The 15,781-nt window shown below is 55.2% G+C and carries 16 protein-coding genes; 5 read left to right on the forward strand and 11 right to left on the reverse strand.

What is annotated here, in order from left to right; genetic code table 11:
- Nucleotides 1-371: 371 nt before the first annotated feature.
- From DMG62_03295 to DMG62_03310, 4 genes are all read right to left on the reverse strand, one after another.
- Complete coding sequence (locus tag DMG62_03295) at nucleotides 372-749, reverse strand: hypothetical protein (protein ID PYY24329.1); 378 nt, start codon at nucleotides 747-749, stop codon at nucleotides 372-374.
- Between the two features lie 67 nt (nucleotides 750-816).
- Nucleotides 817-3,633: a membrane protein gene (locus DMG62_03300; GenBank protein ID PYY24330.1), complete on the reverse strand. Its 2,817-nt coding sequence runs from the start codon at nucleotides 3,631-3,633 to the stop codon at nucleotides 817-819.
- A gap of 364 nt (nucleotides 3,634-3,997) precedes the next feature.
- Nucleotides 3,998-4,669 (reverse strand): hypothetical protein, encoded by a 672-nt coding sequence (locus DMG62_03305; GenBank protein PYY24331.1) that lies wholly within the window; start codon nucleotides 4,667-4,669, stop codon nucleotides 3,998-4,000.
- A gap of 242 nt (nucleotides 4,670-4,911) precedes the next feature.
- Nucleotides 4,912-5,379: a hypothetical protein gene (locus DMG62_03310; GenBank protein PYY24332.1), complete on the reverse strand. Its 468-nt coding sequence runs from the start codon at nucleotides 5,377-5,379 to the stop codon at nucleotides 4,912-4,914.
- 70 nt (nucleotides 5,380-5,449) lie between these two features.
- Here DMG62_03310 and DMG62_03315 point away from each other — a divergent pair, with 70 nt between their 5' ends.
- On the forward strand, nucleotides 5,450-5,923 hold the full coding sequence (locus DMG62_03315; GenBank protein ID PYY24333.1) for a hypothetical protein: 474 nt from the start codon (nucleotides 5,450-5,452) through the stop codon (nucleotides 5,921-5,923).
- A gap of 525 nt (nucleotides 5,924-6,448) precedes the next feature.
- Here the strand turns inward: DMG62_03315 and DMG62_03320 are convergent.
- Both DMG62_03320 and DMG62_03325 read right to left on the reverse strand, forming a co-directional pair.
- The gene (locus tag DMG62_03320; GenBank protein PYY24334.1) at nucleotides 6,449-7,000 is read right to left on the reverse strand and encodes a hypothetical protein; all 552 of its coding nucleotides are present in this window, start codon (nucleotides 6,998-7,000) and stop codon (nucleotides 6,449-6,451) included.
- 40 nt (nucleotides 7,001-7,040) lie between these two features.
- A complete protein-coding gene (locus DMG62_03325) occupies nucleotides 7,041-7,601 on the reverse strand; it encodes a hypothetical protein (protein ID PYY24335.1) in 561 nt (186 codons plus the stop codon).
- A gap of 132 nt (nucleotides 7,602-7,733) precedes the next feature.
- Between DMG62_03325 and DMG62_03330 the strand changes: the two genes are divergently transcribed.
- Complete coding sequence (locus tag DMG62_03330) at nucleotides 7,734-7,955, forward strand: hypothetical protein (GenBank protein ID PYY24336.1); 222 nt, start codon at nucleotides 7,734-7,736, stop codon at nucleotides 7,953-7,955.
- A 544-nt stretch (nucleotides 7,956-8,499) separates the two neighbouring features.
- Here DMG62_03330 and DMG62_03335 read toward each other — a convergent pair.
- The 4 genes from DMG62_03335 to DMG62_03350 form a co-directional block, all read right to left on the reverse strand.
- Entirely contained in the window at nucleotides 8,500-8,892 is a 393-nt protein-coding gene (locus DMG62_03335) for a hypothetical protein (GenBank protein ID PYY24337.1), read from the reverse strand.
- Between the two features lie 42 nt (nucleotides 8,893-8,934).
- The gene (locus DMG62_03340) at nucleotides 8,935-9,501 is read right to left on the reverse strand and encodes a hypothetical protein (protein ID PYY24338.1); all 567 of its coding nucleotides are present in this window, start codon (nucleotides 9,499-9,501) and stop codon (nucleotides 8,935-8,937) included.
- 245 nt (nucleotides 9,502-9,746) lie between these two features.
- On the reverse strand, nucleotides 9,747-11,045 hold the full coding sequence (locus DMG62_03345; GenBank protein PYY24339.1) for a hypothetical protein: 1,299 nt from the start codon (nucleotides 11,043-11,045) through the stop codon (nucleotides 9,747-9,749).
- Nucleotides 11,045-11,716, reverse strand: coding sequence for a hypothetical protein (locus tag DMG62_03350; protein ID PYY24340.1), 672 nt, complete (start codon nucleotides 11,714-11,716; stop codon nucleotides 11,045-11,047). Before DMG62_03350 ends, DMG62_03345 begins: the two co-directional genes overlap by 1 nt.
- Nucleotides 11,717-11,830: 114 nt before the next feature.
- Between DMG62_03350 and DMG62_03355 the strand changes: the two genes are divergently transcribed.
- The 3 genes from DMG62_03355 (at nucleotide 11,831) to DMG62_03365 (ending at nucleotide 14,507) form a co-directional block, all read left to right on the forward strand.
- Nucleotides 11,831-12,232 carry a hypothetical protein gene (locus DMG62_03355; GenBank protein ID PYY24341.1) on the forward strand — a complete coding sequence of 134 codons (402 nt, stop codon included), beginning with the start codon at nucleotides 11,831-11,833 and terminating at the stop codon, nucleotides 12,230-12,232.
- A gap of 108 nt (nucleotides 12,233-12,340) precedes the next feature.
- On the forward strand, nucleotides 12,341-12,652 hold the full coding sequence (locus DMG62_03360) for a hypothetical protein (GenBank protein PYY24342.1): 312 nt from the start codon (nucleotides 12,341-12,343) through the stop codon (nucleotides 12,650-12,652).
- Between the two features lie 199 nt (nucleotides 12,653-12,851).
- Entirely contained in the window at nucleotides 12,852-14,507 is a 1,656-nt protein-coding gene (locus DMG62_03365; GenBank protein PYY24413.1) for a CRTAC1 family protein, read from the forward strand.
- Between the two features lie 65 nt (nucleotides 14,508-14,572).
- On the opposite strand, the gene DMG62_03370 is transcribed toward DMG62_03365, so the two are convergent.
- Complete coding sequence (locus DMG62_03370) at nucleotides 14,573-15,775, reverse strand: hypothetical protein (protein ID PYY24343.1); 1,203 nt, start codon at nucleotides 15,773-15,775, stop codon at nucleotides 14,573-14,575.
- Between the last annotated feature and the right edge of the window lie 6 nt (nucleotides 15,776-15,781).

A 15,781-nucleotide genomic window follows, 5' to 3' on the forward strand; every position in this document is an offset into this window, starting at 1 on the left:
AGCTCTGACAGAACCAAAACCGGAATGTTCGCAGTCTCAGCCCAGGTCCATACCGGCAGTCTGCAGATCCCACAGAGGGCTCGATGCCAAGCAACTCCTCTCCGATCTGTTCGGGAGAGGTGTTTGCTCTTGACATCGCCTTATATAGAACCCGCCCTTTTATAGAACCCGGCAGAGTAGCCCTCGGGAGAGCCCTTCTTCTTATTCACACTTATGCATCCAAACAGCCTGATCCGAGGAAATAATGGGTGCAGTTCAAACCGTCCCCTTTTGGTCCAAACCGGGGGACGGGACGTTTCCCGTTCCGGCATCGTGTTACACAATAGATAACGTTCGTCTGTCCCCCTGAATTTGTTTCCCGTTGTGGTCAATCAGCGCACTGCTCTGCCGATCCGGCGGTGATCTGGCGACCACACGAAGTAGAGAGGCTTTCCCGATTCTGTACTCAAACTGACAGGACCGTGTTTCGGCTGGCGGCTATGGTAGCTGACGTCACGATTGTCTGCCATTACGAACATCTGCCCCGGCGCTAGAGTAATTGGCCCGAAATCGAAGGTGTAAGGGAACGGAGTCGCCGATCCAAGCGTATGGATTACGTACGGTTCCCACAACCGTTCATGGTTGCGATAAATGATGCCTGCGCGCCCCTCAATGGTATCTCCCCCAAGGGCAGTCGCTATTTGGTCGCATCCGTTCTGCGGCGTTCCTGAATCGTCGGCCATTCGGAAATGATCTTGTTTTGTGAACACAAGCGCGTTTCTCGGTACCGATCACTAAAACGAATGCGACCGCAGGTGAGTGATGGTGCCAGCGAAATCATTTCTGGTGCGCATTGAGGTCTTCGAGTATGCGTTTCAATTGTTCCAGCTTCTGCCCTGCTTCGCCGAGCTTGCCTTCCGCCGTCAGGCGCTGGTAGTCGGCCAGGTCTTTCGCAGCTTCTGCGATGAGTGCGTTGAGATCCGCGGCGTGTTCGGATGCAGGCGCGGGACCGCGGGGCAGAGGCTGGGCGGAAGCCGGTGCCGGGCTTACCGAGGATGCCGCTCCGCCAAAGAGTGCTGCCATCGCCGACTCGAAGGTTGGTCCGTATGCGAGACGGTCCTGCAGTGCAAGTACTACCAGACGCAGCTCCGGCATGGGGCTGCGCTCAGCCTGCAGGTAAATCGGTTCGGCATATAACAGCGCGCGTCCTGAAGGAATCACAAGCAGGGTTCCGCGACGAACGTGCGAGCCTTGCTGGTTCCACAAACTCAATTGTCCCGAAAGCTGCGCGTTCTGATCGATTCGCGCTTCGATCTGCAGCGGTCCGTCCACAAGTTTCGTTTTGGGAAAGTCATAGATCACCGAAGTGCCGTAATGTGCCCCGTCGCTGCGGCCCGCAATCCAACCAATCAGATTGTTCCGGTTGGCCGGGGTAAATGGCAGGATCTCTACGAACTCGACGCTGGTTTCACCCGGAAGTCTCATCAGCACGAAATTCGGTTCCATCGGGAGCGTCGCCTGCTCGCCGCTGGCGTTCATCCCGACTTCACTGGCGACCGTCCATAGATCCTCACGGTTGTAGAACACTTCCGGATTGGTCATGTGATACAGGCCGTATACCGCCGCCTGCAACTTGAGCAACAGCTCTGGATAGCGTACGTGCTTTCGAAGATCCGGCGGCATCACCATCGCGTCCTTAAAGAGGTTAGGAAAGATACGGCGGTACGCGGCGATGATCGGATCGTCCTTGTCAAACACGTAAAACGTCGTCGTGCCATCGTAGGCGTCGATTACCGCCTTGACGCTGTTCCGCATGTAGTTGATCGGATTGCCGTCGAGATCGTAATGGCTGGAGTATGGATAGTTATTTGAGGTCGTGAACCCATCCATAATCCACGACAGCCGGCCATCATCGCCCAGCACGATGTACGGATCCGGATCATACGTAAGGAACGGCGTTAATGCCGATACCCGATGGCGCACGTTGCGCCGCATCAGGAGGTGGCTGTCCTTATTCACGTCGTCGCTGAATGGCAGCTTCGCAATATCGCCACGGTCGAGCGCAAGAATAAAGCGACGCAAAAAACCGCCGACAACGATGCCACCGTTACCTTCGTACGCCGTGAGGTTGTTGGTCTGGCCTTGCGGGTAGTTGAATTCCTTCTGCTGTGTCTTCACATATACGTCGGTGTTGGTCAGCTCACCGAAGTAGACCTCCGGACGCGTCACGCTCAGAGAGCGCACCGTACTCTGGACCGGCATATTGCTTAGGATCAGCGTCGGCAGCCCTTCTGGGGTGAAACCATTTACGGGATTCATCGTGATGCCGTACCCGTGGGTGTAGATCAGCTTCTCGTTGATCCAGTTGCGGCTGCTCTCCGGAAGCTTCTCGACGTTCAGCTCGCGCGTGGCGAGCATGACCTGGCGAATGGTGCCATCGATCTCATAGCGATCAATATCAATATCGGGAAAGTCGTAGTAGGTGCGGATCTCCTGTATTTGGCGCAGCGTGTCCTGTAATGCTCGCCAATCCCAAAGCCGGATGTTTTGCAGCGTCGCCCGGTTGGTCGCCGGATCCGCTGCCTCGACGGTCGTCTCCGCAGGAAATTCGCGTTCCGAAATCTGATTCAATCCATATGCCTGCCGCGTTAAATCGATGTTGTGGGCAATGTACGGGTGCTCGCGAACCAGTTCGTTCGGCTTCACGATAAAGCTGCTCACATACCACGCGAAAAACTGCACGCCGAGATAACACAGCGCGGCCGGAACCATGGCTGCGACCAGCCAGCGCAATCGTGATAGTGACACGGCGTTGGCGACAGCGATCGCCGCGCCGAGACCTAGCGCCGCGCAGACAACGAGCATCCCCGCGAGGGTGACGTGCGCGTCGGTATAGGTGACACCGGCGAAGATGGTGTGAGCGTCGAACAGATGCTCAAACCGGGCGAGATAGATACGCATCGCACCGATCAGCAACAGGAATGCAAATGTGATGGACAGCCCGCGCCAGGAAAACGGCGCGTAAGTGGCGGCGCGGCGTCCGGCGAATGCGCGCGTACTTCTAGTGATGAAGGTGAAGAGAATGGCGACCGTGCAGGTAATTGCCGACAACGTCATCAGCCAGCCCACGACGAGTTGCCAGGCTGGAAGAGTAAAAAGATAGAAGTTCAGGGGCTTGCCAAAGATGGGATCGATAACGTTGCCAGTGACGCGTGGCGCGTACCAATAGAGCGCGAGCGTCGGCCACTCCATCATCATGCTGGCGCCAATCGCAGCGGCGACAACCAGCGAAACGCCGAGTCCAGCAAAGCGCAGGACTGGCTCAACCGACAATCTTATGGGCTCTCCGGCGATGAAAATCGTGTGACTACTCGGCAAGTTGGGAAGGTGTGTTCGCTTCAGAGCTAAGAACGATCCGTACAGAATAAGAAATGTGGCCGCGGCAAATGCGGTGAAGCCCCCCGACTGAATTCTCAGTGTCGTCCAAAATGCGTCTCCGTAACCAAGCGAACCGAACCAGAGCGCGTCGACGCAAAAAGACAACGCCATGCGACCGCCAAGGACAATGCCTGCAAAGATTGCCAGAATGAGAATGAATAAGAAGCGGCGGCGACGCGGTTGGCGCATCGCGGGCCAATCAATGGACTCAGGCATTGGTTATCGCATGATACTCCTCGGCTTTCAGGCGACGGCGACAGGACTCAGCATCTTCGCCGAAGTGCAACAACTCCCGAATTGTCGGCAATCCAGAAGTTGCGCTCCCATATTGGTAACGTCCGGATAGCCCATCATACAGACGGATTGTAGTGGCCCAATAGGTACTCAGAACAAATCCTGAATCTCGGTTTTCACTCCTGCATCACAGCCGGGTCTATTATTCGTCAGGGACTTTCGCAGTGTCTGACACCGTAGGAGTTCAGCGGCGCTACCCCTGAGAACTGCTGAGCGGAATCGCAAACGACTGACCCCGCCGCGACCGCGGTTGCGACGCCGGGCAGCGCCCCCTGCGACGAGCGGGTTAGGCGTCGACTCCCGAGCGACTGGCGAGGGGTGATGAGCGAAAGGACGGCACCAGTGCTCGCACCTGGCGGCGGTACTCGCCGTAGAAGCGGCCGAAGGCGGCGACCAGCATCGCGTCTTCGACCCTGATGCGATAGCTGTAGGCTCCCCATGTGGTGGCAAGGGATGCAAGCAGTGTGACAGAGTTGCCCGATGCGACTGCAATCCCGTTGAGACAAAGCAAGGATCCGAGGTAGCCCGGATGCCGGACCCACTGGTAAGGGCCACCGCGCTCGACGGAGTGCTCATCTTGAACAAGAAGCGTTCTGGTGTAGCGATCCCGCAGAGTAAGCACTGCCCACAATCGCAGCCCCAGACCGCAGATCCCGAAAGCCACTCCCATCCAAGCCACCCCGGGCAGCCCTGGTATGAGAGCGTGACGGAACCACTGCGGCAGCAACATCGAACCGGCCGGAGAGCCGGCTTTCATTGCCAGTACGAAACCAAGCACTGGGACAGCGGAGGAGGCCGCAACGAGAAGAGTGCTCTTACGATCCGACTCGCCAGCGCGGACCTTGCGTGCGCGGGAACCAAAGCGGATCTCGGATTGCAGCCCGTATAGCAGCAGCACAATCAAGGCTCCAATCCCGTAAGCCGGAAGAGCCGTAAAGCGCGAGATGAGTTCAGACATGAGTAACTGCAATGATAACCCGACCCTGACCCACGGCTAGAAAAATTCCCGGAAAGACAAAGCCCCAGGTTCCAAATAAATCCTCGGCAACTCGGAAGCAGAATTCCCATACTGGTAAGTTCTGTGTAGCCCGTTCACTCTGGCGTAGTTCGCCGATCTGACCAACGGATGGATTTTCGATTTGCAACAATCATGATGCTGAGATAACAGGGCTCAACCGGCTACGGAGAGTTGCTTCTCCTCTACTTGCTCGAAGCTCTTGCCCGAGAATGCAAAAAGAAAACAACGAAGGCCAGACTGCCCAGGACGAGAGGAGGGATCACTCGCGGGAACTCGCCATTACGGGCGTGAGTGTAAAGAGCACCGGCCATTACGACTATCAGTATCCCGGCGGCGGCTTTCCTCCACCGAGGAATCACTATTGCAATACCGCCGAGGGTTTCAATTGCCCCGACGACGTATTGAGAACCGGCCGGATAGCCCCAATGCAGGAATCTCTGAGCCCACCGGGTCGCAGATGATCCCTCGAGCTTCGACAAACCGACGGCGACAAATACAAGGGCCAAGAATATGGATAATACGGACGATATTGTTCGCGGAAGTTTTTTCATCCCTGCTCCGGTTCGGATAGCTGGCCCTCGCTTCTCGGGAACTATCACCGCGTCAATACCATCGTGGTCTGCTTGCAGGGTCAACTCAAATATCCTCAAATCGCCCTCTCAAATGCTCATGTGAGCTACAATCTGCCGCTGCGATGCGCTGTGAACGGAAGCTTCCGCAATGATAAGAGCCTTCGGCGACTTTGAGCTTGACGATACGTTGAGAAAACTCGGCCGAAAGGGACGACGGCTAAGGCTTTCAGGACAGGCCCTGGACCTGCTCTCTCTTTTGGTTGAACGCTCGGGCGAGTTGATTACTCGAGAAGAGATAAAGGGTCGCCTCTGGCCAGACAGCAACGTGGAACTCGAACACAGCGTTGATGTGTTGATAAATCGCCTGCGATCAGTTCTCGGCGACAGTGGGAAAAGCCCACGTTATATTGAGACTGTTCCCAGGAAGGGGTACAGATTCCTGGGTCCAGTAAGCTGTCAACGCAATAGGAGGGCGAGTCGTACGTGGTTTCGAAGACTCGGAACATACGCGGCCATCGCGATTCTTGCAGCGATTGCAGCCCTTATGATTGCGCGTACGCGCTACAACAAATTTGTTCCATCGCAGCGTTCATCAATGCCGCTTCCAGCAAGCGTGCGATGATTGAACCGCCTTACGAAGCGGCCGTTCGCTCTCGTGCTTGGATTACTTCAGGATGGTCGGCTATTCGGAAGTGACCTTGCAATAACCAGGCAGCCTCATGAATTGGCCGGATTCTTGGCCCCGGCGTCTGATCCTTTCACCGCGGGGACGATCCGATAGTTCGCGCGATAGACCAAATTGTGCAGATCACTGGATGCTATGGCCCGAAGTATCGACAATTGGTCCGCTGCATCTTTGTCATTGAAGACGTTCAGCGGCCAGTCGTGAACTGTCGTCCCCCGAAGATGAGGGTGATGGAAGGCAACTCCGAGGGTTCCGTGAAATTTTGAGCGAATGAGCCAGGAGGAACAAAGAAGGCTCCAAAAAGCGCAAGAGCAACTACGAATGAGGGTGCCGATAACCGGTTTGAAGCAATTGTCGGCCTCTCATGCCAGTGTAGGGTCATCTCCGTCCTCCTGCCGATCAGACTCGCGCCCTTCTCTGCGGGTTAGCAATCCGCACTGGGCTGCGACGTTCTTGATGTCCCTACTGCTGCCGTTGGTTCTGGTCGTTAATCTGCCCACGAATCTCGCCGCTTGGAAAGGTGGATGTGTGAACATTCGCGTAGGCCACTCCTTCGCGAATCGCGCGAACTAGCTTGTCGAACTGCCCGGGTGCAATTCCCTGGTTAACCGGGCCTATAACGTCGGCGGCTGTGATCGTTCCCGTAACGGTAGCCTCGGTTGCGGTTCCAGGCGGACAGGGCGGTTTACTGCCGCCGCCACACAAGAACGCTGAGACACCGCTCGCTTGGAAGCGGTTCCCGAAATGGATATGAGCAGCGAGCGCAGGCGTTGACAAGCCGCTGTACTTCAGCTCATAAGTGATAGCTTGCGCATCATCGTTGATCTCTGCGCTGAAGGATCCGCTACCGTCCGAAAAAATGGCATTGGGTGCTTCGTGAAAACCGCGCAACGGCTCGGCTTTCACGTTTTGTTTCTCATTTTCACCGCCACTCGCCGCGTAGCTGACCATGGTCACCGTCAGCACTCCCACGACAATCGCCACAACCGCTACAGAGATGAATCTCTTCCTCACGTTACCCTCCTTGCATTCATTTGAATGCCAAACTTAGATGCTAGTCTCCTGTATCCGACGGCAACACAATTTTTTTGCCGACACTGGGGACACCATTGTGGTCGACCACAAAAAGCATATATATGCCCGGAATAGCCTGCGCAGGCAGCTTTGGCGTCACCACGCGCAGCTCCCGTTTGCGCTCTGCAACCTTTTGACGGAACGCTAGCTTCACATAGCGATCACCGCCCGTGAAGCTATGAGTATTGTGATCGCTTCGCAGCATGACGACTGAAGCAATGTCATCGGAATCGCCAGCAAAGGTGATATCGAAATGCCCGCGATACGAGATCTCTTTCGGAGCATCCACAATATTCGGTCTCGTGGCCGAAGTGCCGCTCTTATTAAACAGGTACGGTGGTGACAAGATTTGCACGGCCGGCACACCCTGATCCGGATCGCCCTGTGACAGCACGCCGTAAGATGCGATGAGCGGATACGATGGATCATTATTCTGAACTAGCGCTTCCCGGTTTTCTCCGGCAAAGAATACCGACGCATCGGGCAGCAGCGTCGCCGTGCCGTGAAGACCTCGTGAAATAGTCGTTCTGGCCAGCGGCATGGCGGTGCCGGTCGCTGGATCTATTCGGGAGTTAGCAGCTTTTTCGAAAATAGTCCGACATCATTTCGTGCGACCACACCGGCTGACCGAGAAAGCGACTTGTCAGGAACAAACTCTGCAAATACGGGCTTAATGTCCAGAACTGGTGAACTGTCAAATGCATCCAACCCACACACCGTCCAGCACGGCCAGAAGTATGCGTTAGTCGTCGGGCAGAAGGTGTACACGCTGCAAGGCCATGAGGACGACCTGAACAGGATGGCGGGTCAGCGCGCGACAGTCAAAGGCTCCGTCAGTCGCGACACCGTGACCGTGAGTTCCGTTACGGCTGCCAAGAGATGGGCCACGACGTAGGGTCACCGTTCCGTGGACGGAAAGAAGAAGAAAAACGCAAACGCTTAGTGGAACATTACTCGCCCTTCAAGGTGAGGTCATGGTGGTCTGGCGCGGGAATTATCGCGTTGGCACTCGTGGTGTGCTGCCTGGTCATGATGTTCATGATGGGAGGGGCATGGGTGGCAAATCGAGAAACGAAAAGAACACAGATGACCAATCCAATAAGAATAATGACAACGAATAGTCAGGCACAAACAGACCGTGAATTTGATAAAGGAGAATGAAATGAAATCCGTTAAGACTTCACTCATCACAATCGCCGCCGCAGTCGCGCTGGCTCTTTCCGTCTCAGTCCAGCGATGTAACGTAAGTTACTGAAACCAGGTGATACGGATGGCTCCTAAAGTCGCTTTCGGTAACGTTCGGTAAGTCTTATTGGACCCTTAACGGACCCTCAGATATCTCAACCGAAGCTTATTCGCGGCGATCATCACGCGATTAAGTGGTGTGCCATTCGGCGTAATTGATACAGGTTTCCTACCATGAATTTTCCTCTCCTGCGCTAAGTCCCACGGAGTTGTTTCCGGCGTGCTGTTGTTGGAATGCGCTCGCCAGGTTTAATCACGTGAGCTGATAAGCGCGATTGCGGGAAATCTTTCGGATTCAGCGTCACGATGAAATCGGCTCGGCCATTCTCAGCGCATGCGCAGAAGGGATCGTCTCCCGGATCGGGAGAGATGTCTGGCAGCCCAGAGGTAGAAATAAGTTCCGTCTCCTCGCGCAGCAGATTGATTATTTTCCCAATGAGTGGGCGCCGGACACCCAGCTTTCCCAAGACTCGTTTGTATTCCAGAAGAATCTCATCACTCACCAGCCAGACAAACGTGTCCCTTCGATCCAGTCCCGGAGCAGTTTGGCGCTTGGATTCTTGGGAGCGATGTCCGGAAACCTGAATCCAGCAATTCCCGCCACCAGAACGGACGTATCGACAACGCCTCTAGGCCGTTTGCTTTTTTGAGCGGGCAACGACGGTGATCTCCGGCAGCTTCTTTCGTGCCGAACGGCTCTCACGCACGGTTTTTAGAATCTCTTCTTCCGAGATGTCGCGCAGGTCGGCGGCGGCCTTCTGAACACTCCGCAAGAAATCCTTCCTCCATCCAGCCCTCTTTCGGCCCTTGGGAAGATCCTTGTAAGCCGACGCCAGAGGAATCTGTTTTTCCAATTCCCGTGCCAAGGAGCGAACCGGAATCTTAATTTCCACGGCATCGGTACCGTTAAGCGGACGAGAGCGAAGGCAGATGTCCCCCAAATCGCCCATTTTGGATTTGCCGAGATTCTTCGAAAGTACCTCGGTGAATCTGGCCAGGAGATCACTCGAACTGCCGAGGGTTTCCTTGAGATAAAAAGCCACTTTCGCTTCTAAGAGGAGATTCCTGTCAAACCAGCATACAGCGTTGCGACGTGCAGGACGGATGACCCCCAGCTGTACCAAGTTTTGAAGGTCTTTTGGCGGCACTCCCAGCACAGCGCTGGCCTGCTTGAGTTTGAGTGTAAGGCTTTGCATTTTGATTAACCATCTAAAGATTAGATGGCGTTTATATAAAAAGCAAGCGTTGTTTAAGGAGGGGCAACCTGATTGTTACGGACTGGATCGCTCGCCGAAGTCGCCTAAAGCGGTCACCGATTGTTAGGGTGATTGGGTCGCTATGCTCAAATCCAACCCCGAGATTATGGAGCACGGGATCGTGGCGTTCCGATCTTTAGTAATACCACAATCCCGGCCCGTAATCATCCCGTCACCATGAAGAATTACTGCCAACGTCTAACGATCGCGCTCGTATGCACGCGCGCTTGCAGCCGATGAAGCGAGTGATATAAGCCCGTTTCGGCACGCGATAGAAAGACACATTCCGGAGTGGCGCCGCGACTGTTAGCTAGATTGGTCGCTTGCCGCATGTATTCGCGGATGAAAGCTGCGTCCGCGAAATCGATCGCGAGGTGTTCCTTCTCTCGCTCCGGAGGGTACACCTTGCGATAGAACGTCTCGACAAATCGCACCAGCGCGCGCCTGGTGGACTGGTTCAACCGATTGCCGAACATCCGATAGCGCTGCTCGAGGAGCCGCTGAAATCCCGCGGACTCAGAGCTGCCTGGATACAAGTACATCGCCCTGAGGTTCGCCGCGAATTCCGGACTCAGCCGCTTTACGCATCCGAAATCCACGAGCCCGATCGTGCCGTCGCTGCGGAATAGATAGTTTCCCCAGTGGGGATCAGCGTGAAACGCCTCTACTTTCAGCACTTGAAAATAGTAGAGCTCGAACACTCGTTCACCTATTTTGTCCCTCAGCGCTTGTGACGGCTTTGTCGCGAGAAAGGTGTCTAAGTGCATGCCCTGAAGTAGAGACATAGTCAATACGCGCTCGCTCGAATAGTCCGGAAAAATCTGCGGAACCTCGACATAGAGCAGCGGCTTCAACTTCTTCCGCAAGAATGCAGTGTTATTTGCCTCGACACGGTAATCAGTCTCCTCTAGGAATTGACGCTCAAGCTCATCCAGCACTTCCGGAGGCAGATGCTTCGACCACTGCGCTGGCTTCGATGCCGTCCGAAACCAGCTAAAATCGGCCTTGATCGCCTCGCGGATCGCTGGATACTGCACTTTCACCGCGACCGCCTGCCCATTCTTCGTTACCGCCTTATGGACTTGGCCGAGTGAGGCTGCCGCGAACGGCTCTATCGCGAACTGCTTGAACATCTGCTCTGGTTCGCGAGAAAATTCGGCGCGGAACATCGCACGCACGAGAGATGCATGCATAGGTGGCGCGCTCATCTGTAATGACGTTAGCTCGGCGAGCGCCTCATCAGGCAAGAGCCCGGCCTGCAAGCTCAACGTTTGTCCAAGCTTCATTGCTGGCCCGCGAAGCTTTGCCATCCGAGCCGTCATGCGCCGGCCGGCCTTCGCGTGCGTTTGCTTCAACGCCCGCTGCCGGGCGTTTTCATCCAGAAAGATTCTTTGCGCGAAATACCCGAGATAGCTGCCGGTCACGCCGGCGGTCATGCTAGCCATTTGGAGCGCCCGTTTGACCGCCTCTCGGTTCTTCGCCATCAAGCCCCCGGAACGAACAGCGCCACCCCGGCCTTCAATGACCGATCGACGAATGCGATCGTGTTTTGTTTTCCGGGTGACTTGTCATTCAGCCAATAGAGGAGCGCGCCCAGGTAGTAGATCCAGAACGCTTGCGCCGCCCAGGCCTGTACCGGCGTGCGGTTCCGGCGACGCAGCGATGACGCAATCAACTCTTCAACGAAACCAAGATAGCGTGCTCGCATCGACAGAGCCCGCGCGCTGAACGCAAGCGGCGAACCCGGCCGCAGCGCCTCTAACAGCGCAGCCCATATAAATCGCTCGTGCTTTGCCAGATACTCAAACTGGTACTGCAGAAGCGCAAAGAGTTTCTCGTCCAGTCGTGCACGGGCGAGGCGCCTGTTTGCGCGGACCGCAGTGATCGCGTGCTCCACTTCTTCCTCGAAAAAGAATAGTGCAATCTCCTCTTTCGTCCGGAAGTAGTTAAAAATGGTGCCTTCGGCGATCCCTGCCGCACGCGCGATCTGTTTGGTGGTGGTCGCGTCGAAGCCCCGCCGTTGAAACAGCCGCAGAGTCGCCTGCAGAATCTTCCGCTGAGTTGCAGCCTTAGTCTCAGCCCGCTTGCCAGTTTGACGTTTGGGTCGACGTCGCGATCGCGCCTTTCTTGACCTCGGCTTTTCTCGTGTCACAATAGATGAGTATACTCATTATTATCATGAGCATGCTCATATTTGTAAATGCCGCTTCTTACTAAATGCGGATAGCTGCTAAACTGCCTCCCCGAGGCTGAGATAGGATTAACTGCCATGCGTAAAGCTTCTGTCGTCCTGCTGACCCTGAGCTATTTCGTGCTCGTCAACGGGCGAATTGCGCGGTTGCTGCACGGCCGTCCGTTTGTCAGCGAGCATGTCATGCCTGGAATAGCAATGCCCGCCGCGCAGCCTGGCGCCGCAGCGTGGGAGAATGCGCTCATCTTCTCACTCGCCTTTGTCGGCGTTGTGCTGGCTCTGATCCCGCTACGTCGTGGCGAGCGATGGGCAGGGTGGACCTCTGCCGCGGTGTGGGCAGTCTTGGGCGGAACGCGCTTCGCGACTGATCCGCAGTGTCTACAAGTCTTAGACGTACATCGGCACGGATGTCATACGTTCGTGATTGCGCTAGTGGTGGCGGTGGCGGGGTTGGTGTGCATAGCAATCAAAGCGTACTGAGAATTCGCCGATGTGCTTTAAATCAATGAAAATTGACGAGAAATACACAACTCATTGGCACTTGCTGTTAGAGGATGGTGAGCGTTCAAGGAGAGCGAAGGTGACAAGGTGAGCCGTGGGTGTGGCAAACGCGTTATCCTGACCACCCATGGGACGCTTGGGGATCTGCATCCCTATCTCGCGATTGCTCTTGAATTACAAAGACGTGGCCACAGGCCCGTCAATCTGGATGGGCAGCAATGTAAGCGGAGGGCCTGCCCCTCGATTTTGCTGAGATGTACTCCGTTAGCTGAAGACAAATATCCAAAAATGGGAATTGGATCTGAGCCAAGTCGCGCAAATCAAAGAAGGCTGGAAGAGTTAATTGATCTTTATCCTCGAACGGTTAGTGACGGTCATTTTGCGCATGTGGCCGACTAGAAAGGGAACTCATGGACAAAACATAGCGGGGGACAACCCAACTCTTCTTCCAGCGGGCTTATTTATTGCAGACGCACACGTTTATCGCATCTTCGACTAAACTTCATTCGAAAGCGTTCTAATGTCCGAACTAACGCGCCGCAAAGTCTTGGCGGCCCTCTCATTTGCTGCTGCAGGATGCTGCGCTAGCCTTGCTGAGATGCAGTTCTCATCCTGGAACGCATCCACCAACTCAAATTTTTTACTACCAGCCAAAGGCAGAGGGCTGTTCGAGGAAGTCCCATCTACAATCAGCGGGATCAATTGGCGGCACGTGAACGGCCGGTCACAGCAATACTATTTGCCCGAGACTACGGGAGCAGGCTGCGCATTCCTCGACTACGACAATGATGGCTGGATGGACATCTATCTCGTAAACAGCGGAAAGTGCGATTTCTTCGCACCGGATCCTCCGCTTCGCAATGCGCTCTACCGCAACAACCGAAACGGGACCTTCACCGATGTGACCGAAAAGGCTGGCGTAGCGGCAGGCGGATATGGCATGGGAGTTGCCGTTGGGGACTACGATGCGGACGGATGGCCAGATCTATACGTGAGCCAATACGGGCGCAGCATTCTCTATCGCAACAATCGCGACGGAACGTTCACGGACGTGACCGAAAAGGCCGGTGTAACGGCTCCGGGCTGGGCATCCAGTGCGGTGTGGTTCGACTACGACAATGATGGGAAGTTGGATCTCTTCGTGTGTCGTTTCGTGGATTTCGACAAGTCCAAAAACAAATTTTGCGGCAACGAGCACACTGGCGAGCGCTACTATTGCATACCGAATGCGTATGAACCTGCTCGCAGCTGGCTGTTCCACAACAACGGCGACGGCACTTTCACGGATGTGAGTCTTGAGTCAGGTATCGGCAAAGTCCCGGGAAAAGCGTGGGGAGTGGTTGCTACTGACGTGAACAATGATGGTTTGATAGATCTGTTTGTGGCCAACGACACAGTTGCGAACTTCCTCTTCGTGAATAAAGGTAACAGCAAGTTTCAGGAAATGGGACTCGAGGCGGGAGTTGGGTATAGCCAGGATGGTCGCACGCGTTCCGGAATGGGAGTAGATTCGGCAGACTTCGACCAGGACGGTTGGCAAGACCTATTCGTCACAAACGTCGATCAGGAAATGTATTCGATCTACCACAACAGTCACGACCTTACTTTCGATGATCTCGCCGGACCGATGGGCCTTGGACGTTTGACGCGGCTGATGAGCGGCTGGGGCCTGAAGTTTTTCGATTATGACAACGACGGGAACGTCGATTTGTTCATTGCCAACGGTCATCCTGATGACAAGATCGAGCAGCACTCCACGCACGTGACCTACCGAGAGCCGCTGCTGCTTTTCCGCAACAATGGGAAGGATCTTGAGAATGTAAGCGCCAATGCTGGTCCAGCTTTCACTCAGAGTTTCGCCGCCCGTGGCATGGCGATCGGCGACTTCAACAATGACGGCGCGGTGGATGTTGTGGTGGCAGTGAATGATGGGCCCCCGCTTTTGTTGAGAAACACCGCGGCAGCTGGCAATCACTGGCTGGGTGTGCGCCTCATCGGTAAGAAGGTGAACCCGGACGCGATCGGCGCAAGAATTACGTGGCAGGCAGGCGACTTAAAACGCAGCAGATTAAAAGTCGGTGGGGGCAGTTATCTGTCATCCCACGACCCGCGTGAAGTGCTGGGCATCGGCAAGCGCACGAAGATCGATAGGCTCGACATCCGATGGCCGCAACCCAGCGGCCGCGTGGAAACGTTCACAGATGTTCCCATTGATCGATACATCACAATCGTGGAAGGCGCCGGCATTAAGTAAAGATCCGATGTCGGCTGCTCGGGCTCGAACCAAATCGGCTTTGTTTTTGGTTTGTAAATCGATGACTAGACCGGATACTTCTCGCCAGGACGTGCAACGCGGATGCGGTGGTCCGTGAACTGAAAGTGTGCGCCAGGTAATTCCACCTTCGGCATGTGACAGCTCACGCATCCGTCTTTCCCTACAGGACATGCTCTCGCGAGGTCGCTTGCAGGCGATCGTTTACCTGCCGATTTGGAAGATTGATTTGCTGCGCTGACGGCAGTCCTACGGACGGAATGACAACTCGAGCAGTTTGCGTCGTAGGCGACAGCGTCCTTGTTTAGATCGACATGAGGATCATGGCAGGCTGTGCAGGCAAAATGCGGATCGCTCGTGCTGTGGCCACGGCTGCTTGCCATACGGTAAGGCTGAAAGCGCACATTATTGATGCCTCCCAAATCGGGCATCATTCCGACAGTGTCAGCGCTGCGGTGGCAAGCTCCGCAGAATTGCTGCGATAAAGTGTCTGGATCGACGTTTTTGGGATTGAAAATATACGTACCGTCCCCGCTGCCAGTGCGCATCGCGACAACGTGGGTTGCCCCCGGTCCGTGACATGCTTCACAGGAGACACCGGGCATCAGATGCTCAAGATTTAGTTTCTTATCCACAAGCGCTCCGGTTCCATGGCAGCTGAAGCAGTTCCGCGCTTCATCGCTGTTGATGTCACGACCGAATGCTTCTTCGAGAGTTGGCGCAGAGCTCTGGACATCTCCGATGGTCCAATCCAGGCGATCAATGCGGGAGTAGTAGCTCACCCGACCCTCGTAGAGCTTGCCGTGGTGCTGCAAAACGTAGGTCTGTGCGACATAGCCATTCCCAAATGCGTACAGGACGGGCTCAATTATGGTGTTCTCCCCATCTGTGACCCAGAAAAAAGCCTTGCCATCCGCATATGAGATCTCGTAAGAGTATTTTTCGAAGCTGAACTGCATTCGGGGATGAGATTTAAGCACAGCGCTGGCTTCGGGCTTGAGCAGCGCATGTTCCATTGCAGTATGAGAGCGGGACTTTTGAGCGTGACATCCGGCGCACACTTCACGTCCGACAAACTGTTCACCGGGCATCTCCATTCGCGGACGGAAATGCAAGAAAGGATCGGAAGTGTGCGGCGCCGCCTGTGAAAAACCAAAACAGGAACACGCGAGCAGGCAAAGGGCCTCCGAGAAGAACAGGAAGAGAAACGACCTGAGCCGAGCGAGAGTTTGCAAGACCCTCGTGATCAAGCTGGC

This window comes from Acidobacteriota bacterium (genome assembly GCA_003225175.1).
In the GTDB taxonomy this organism is placed as follows: domain Bacteria; phylum Acidobacteriota; class Terriglobia; order Terriglobales; family Acidobacteriaceae; genus Gp1-AA112.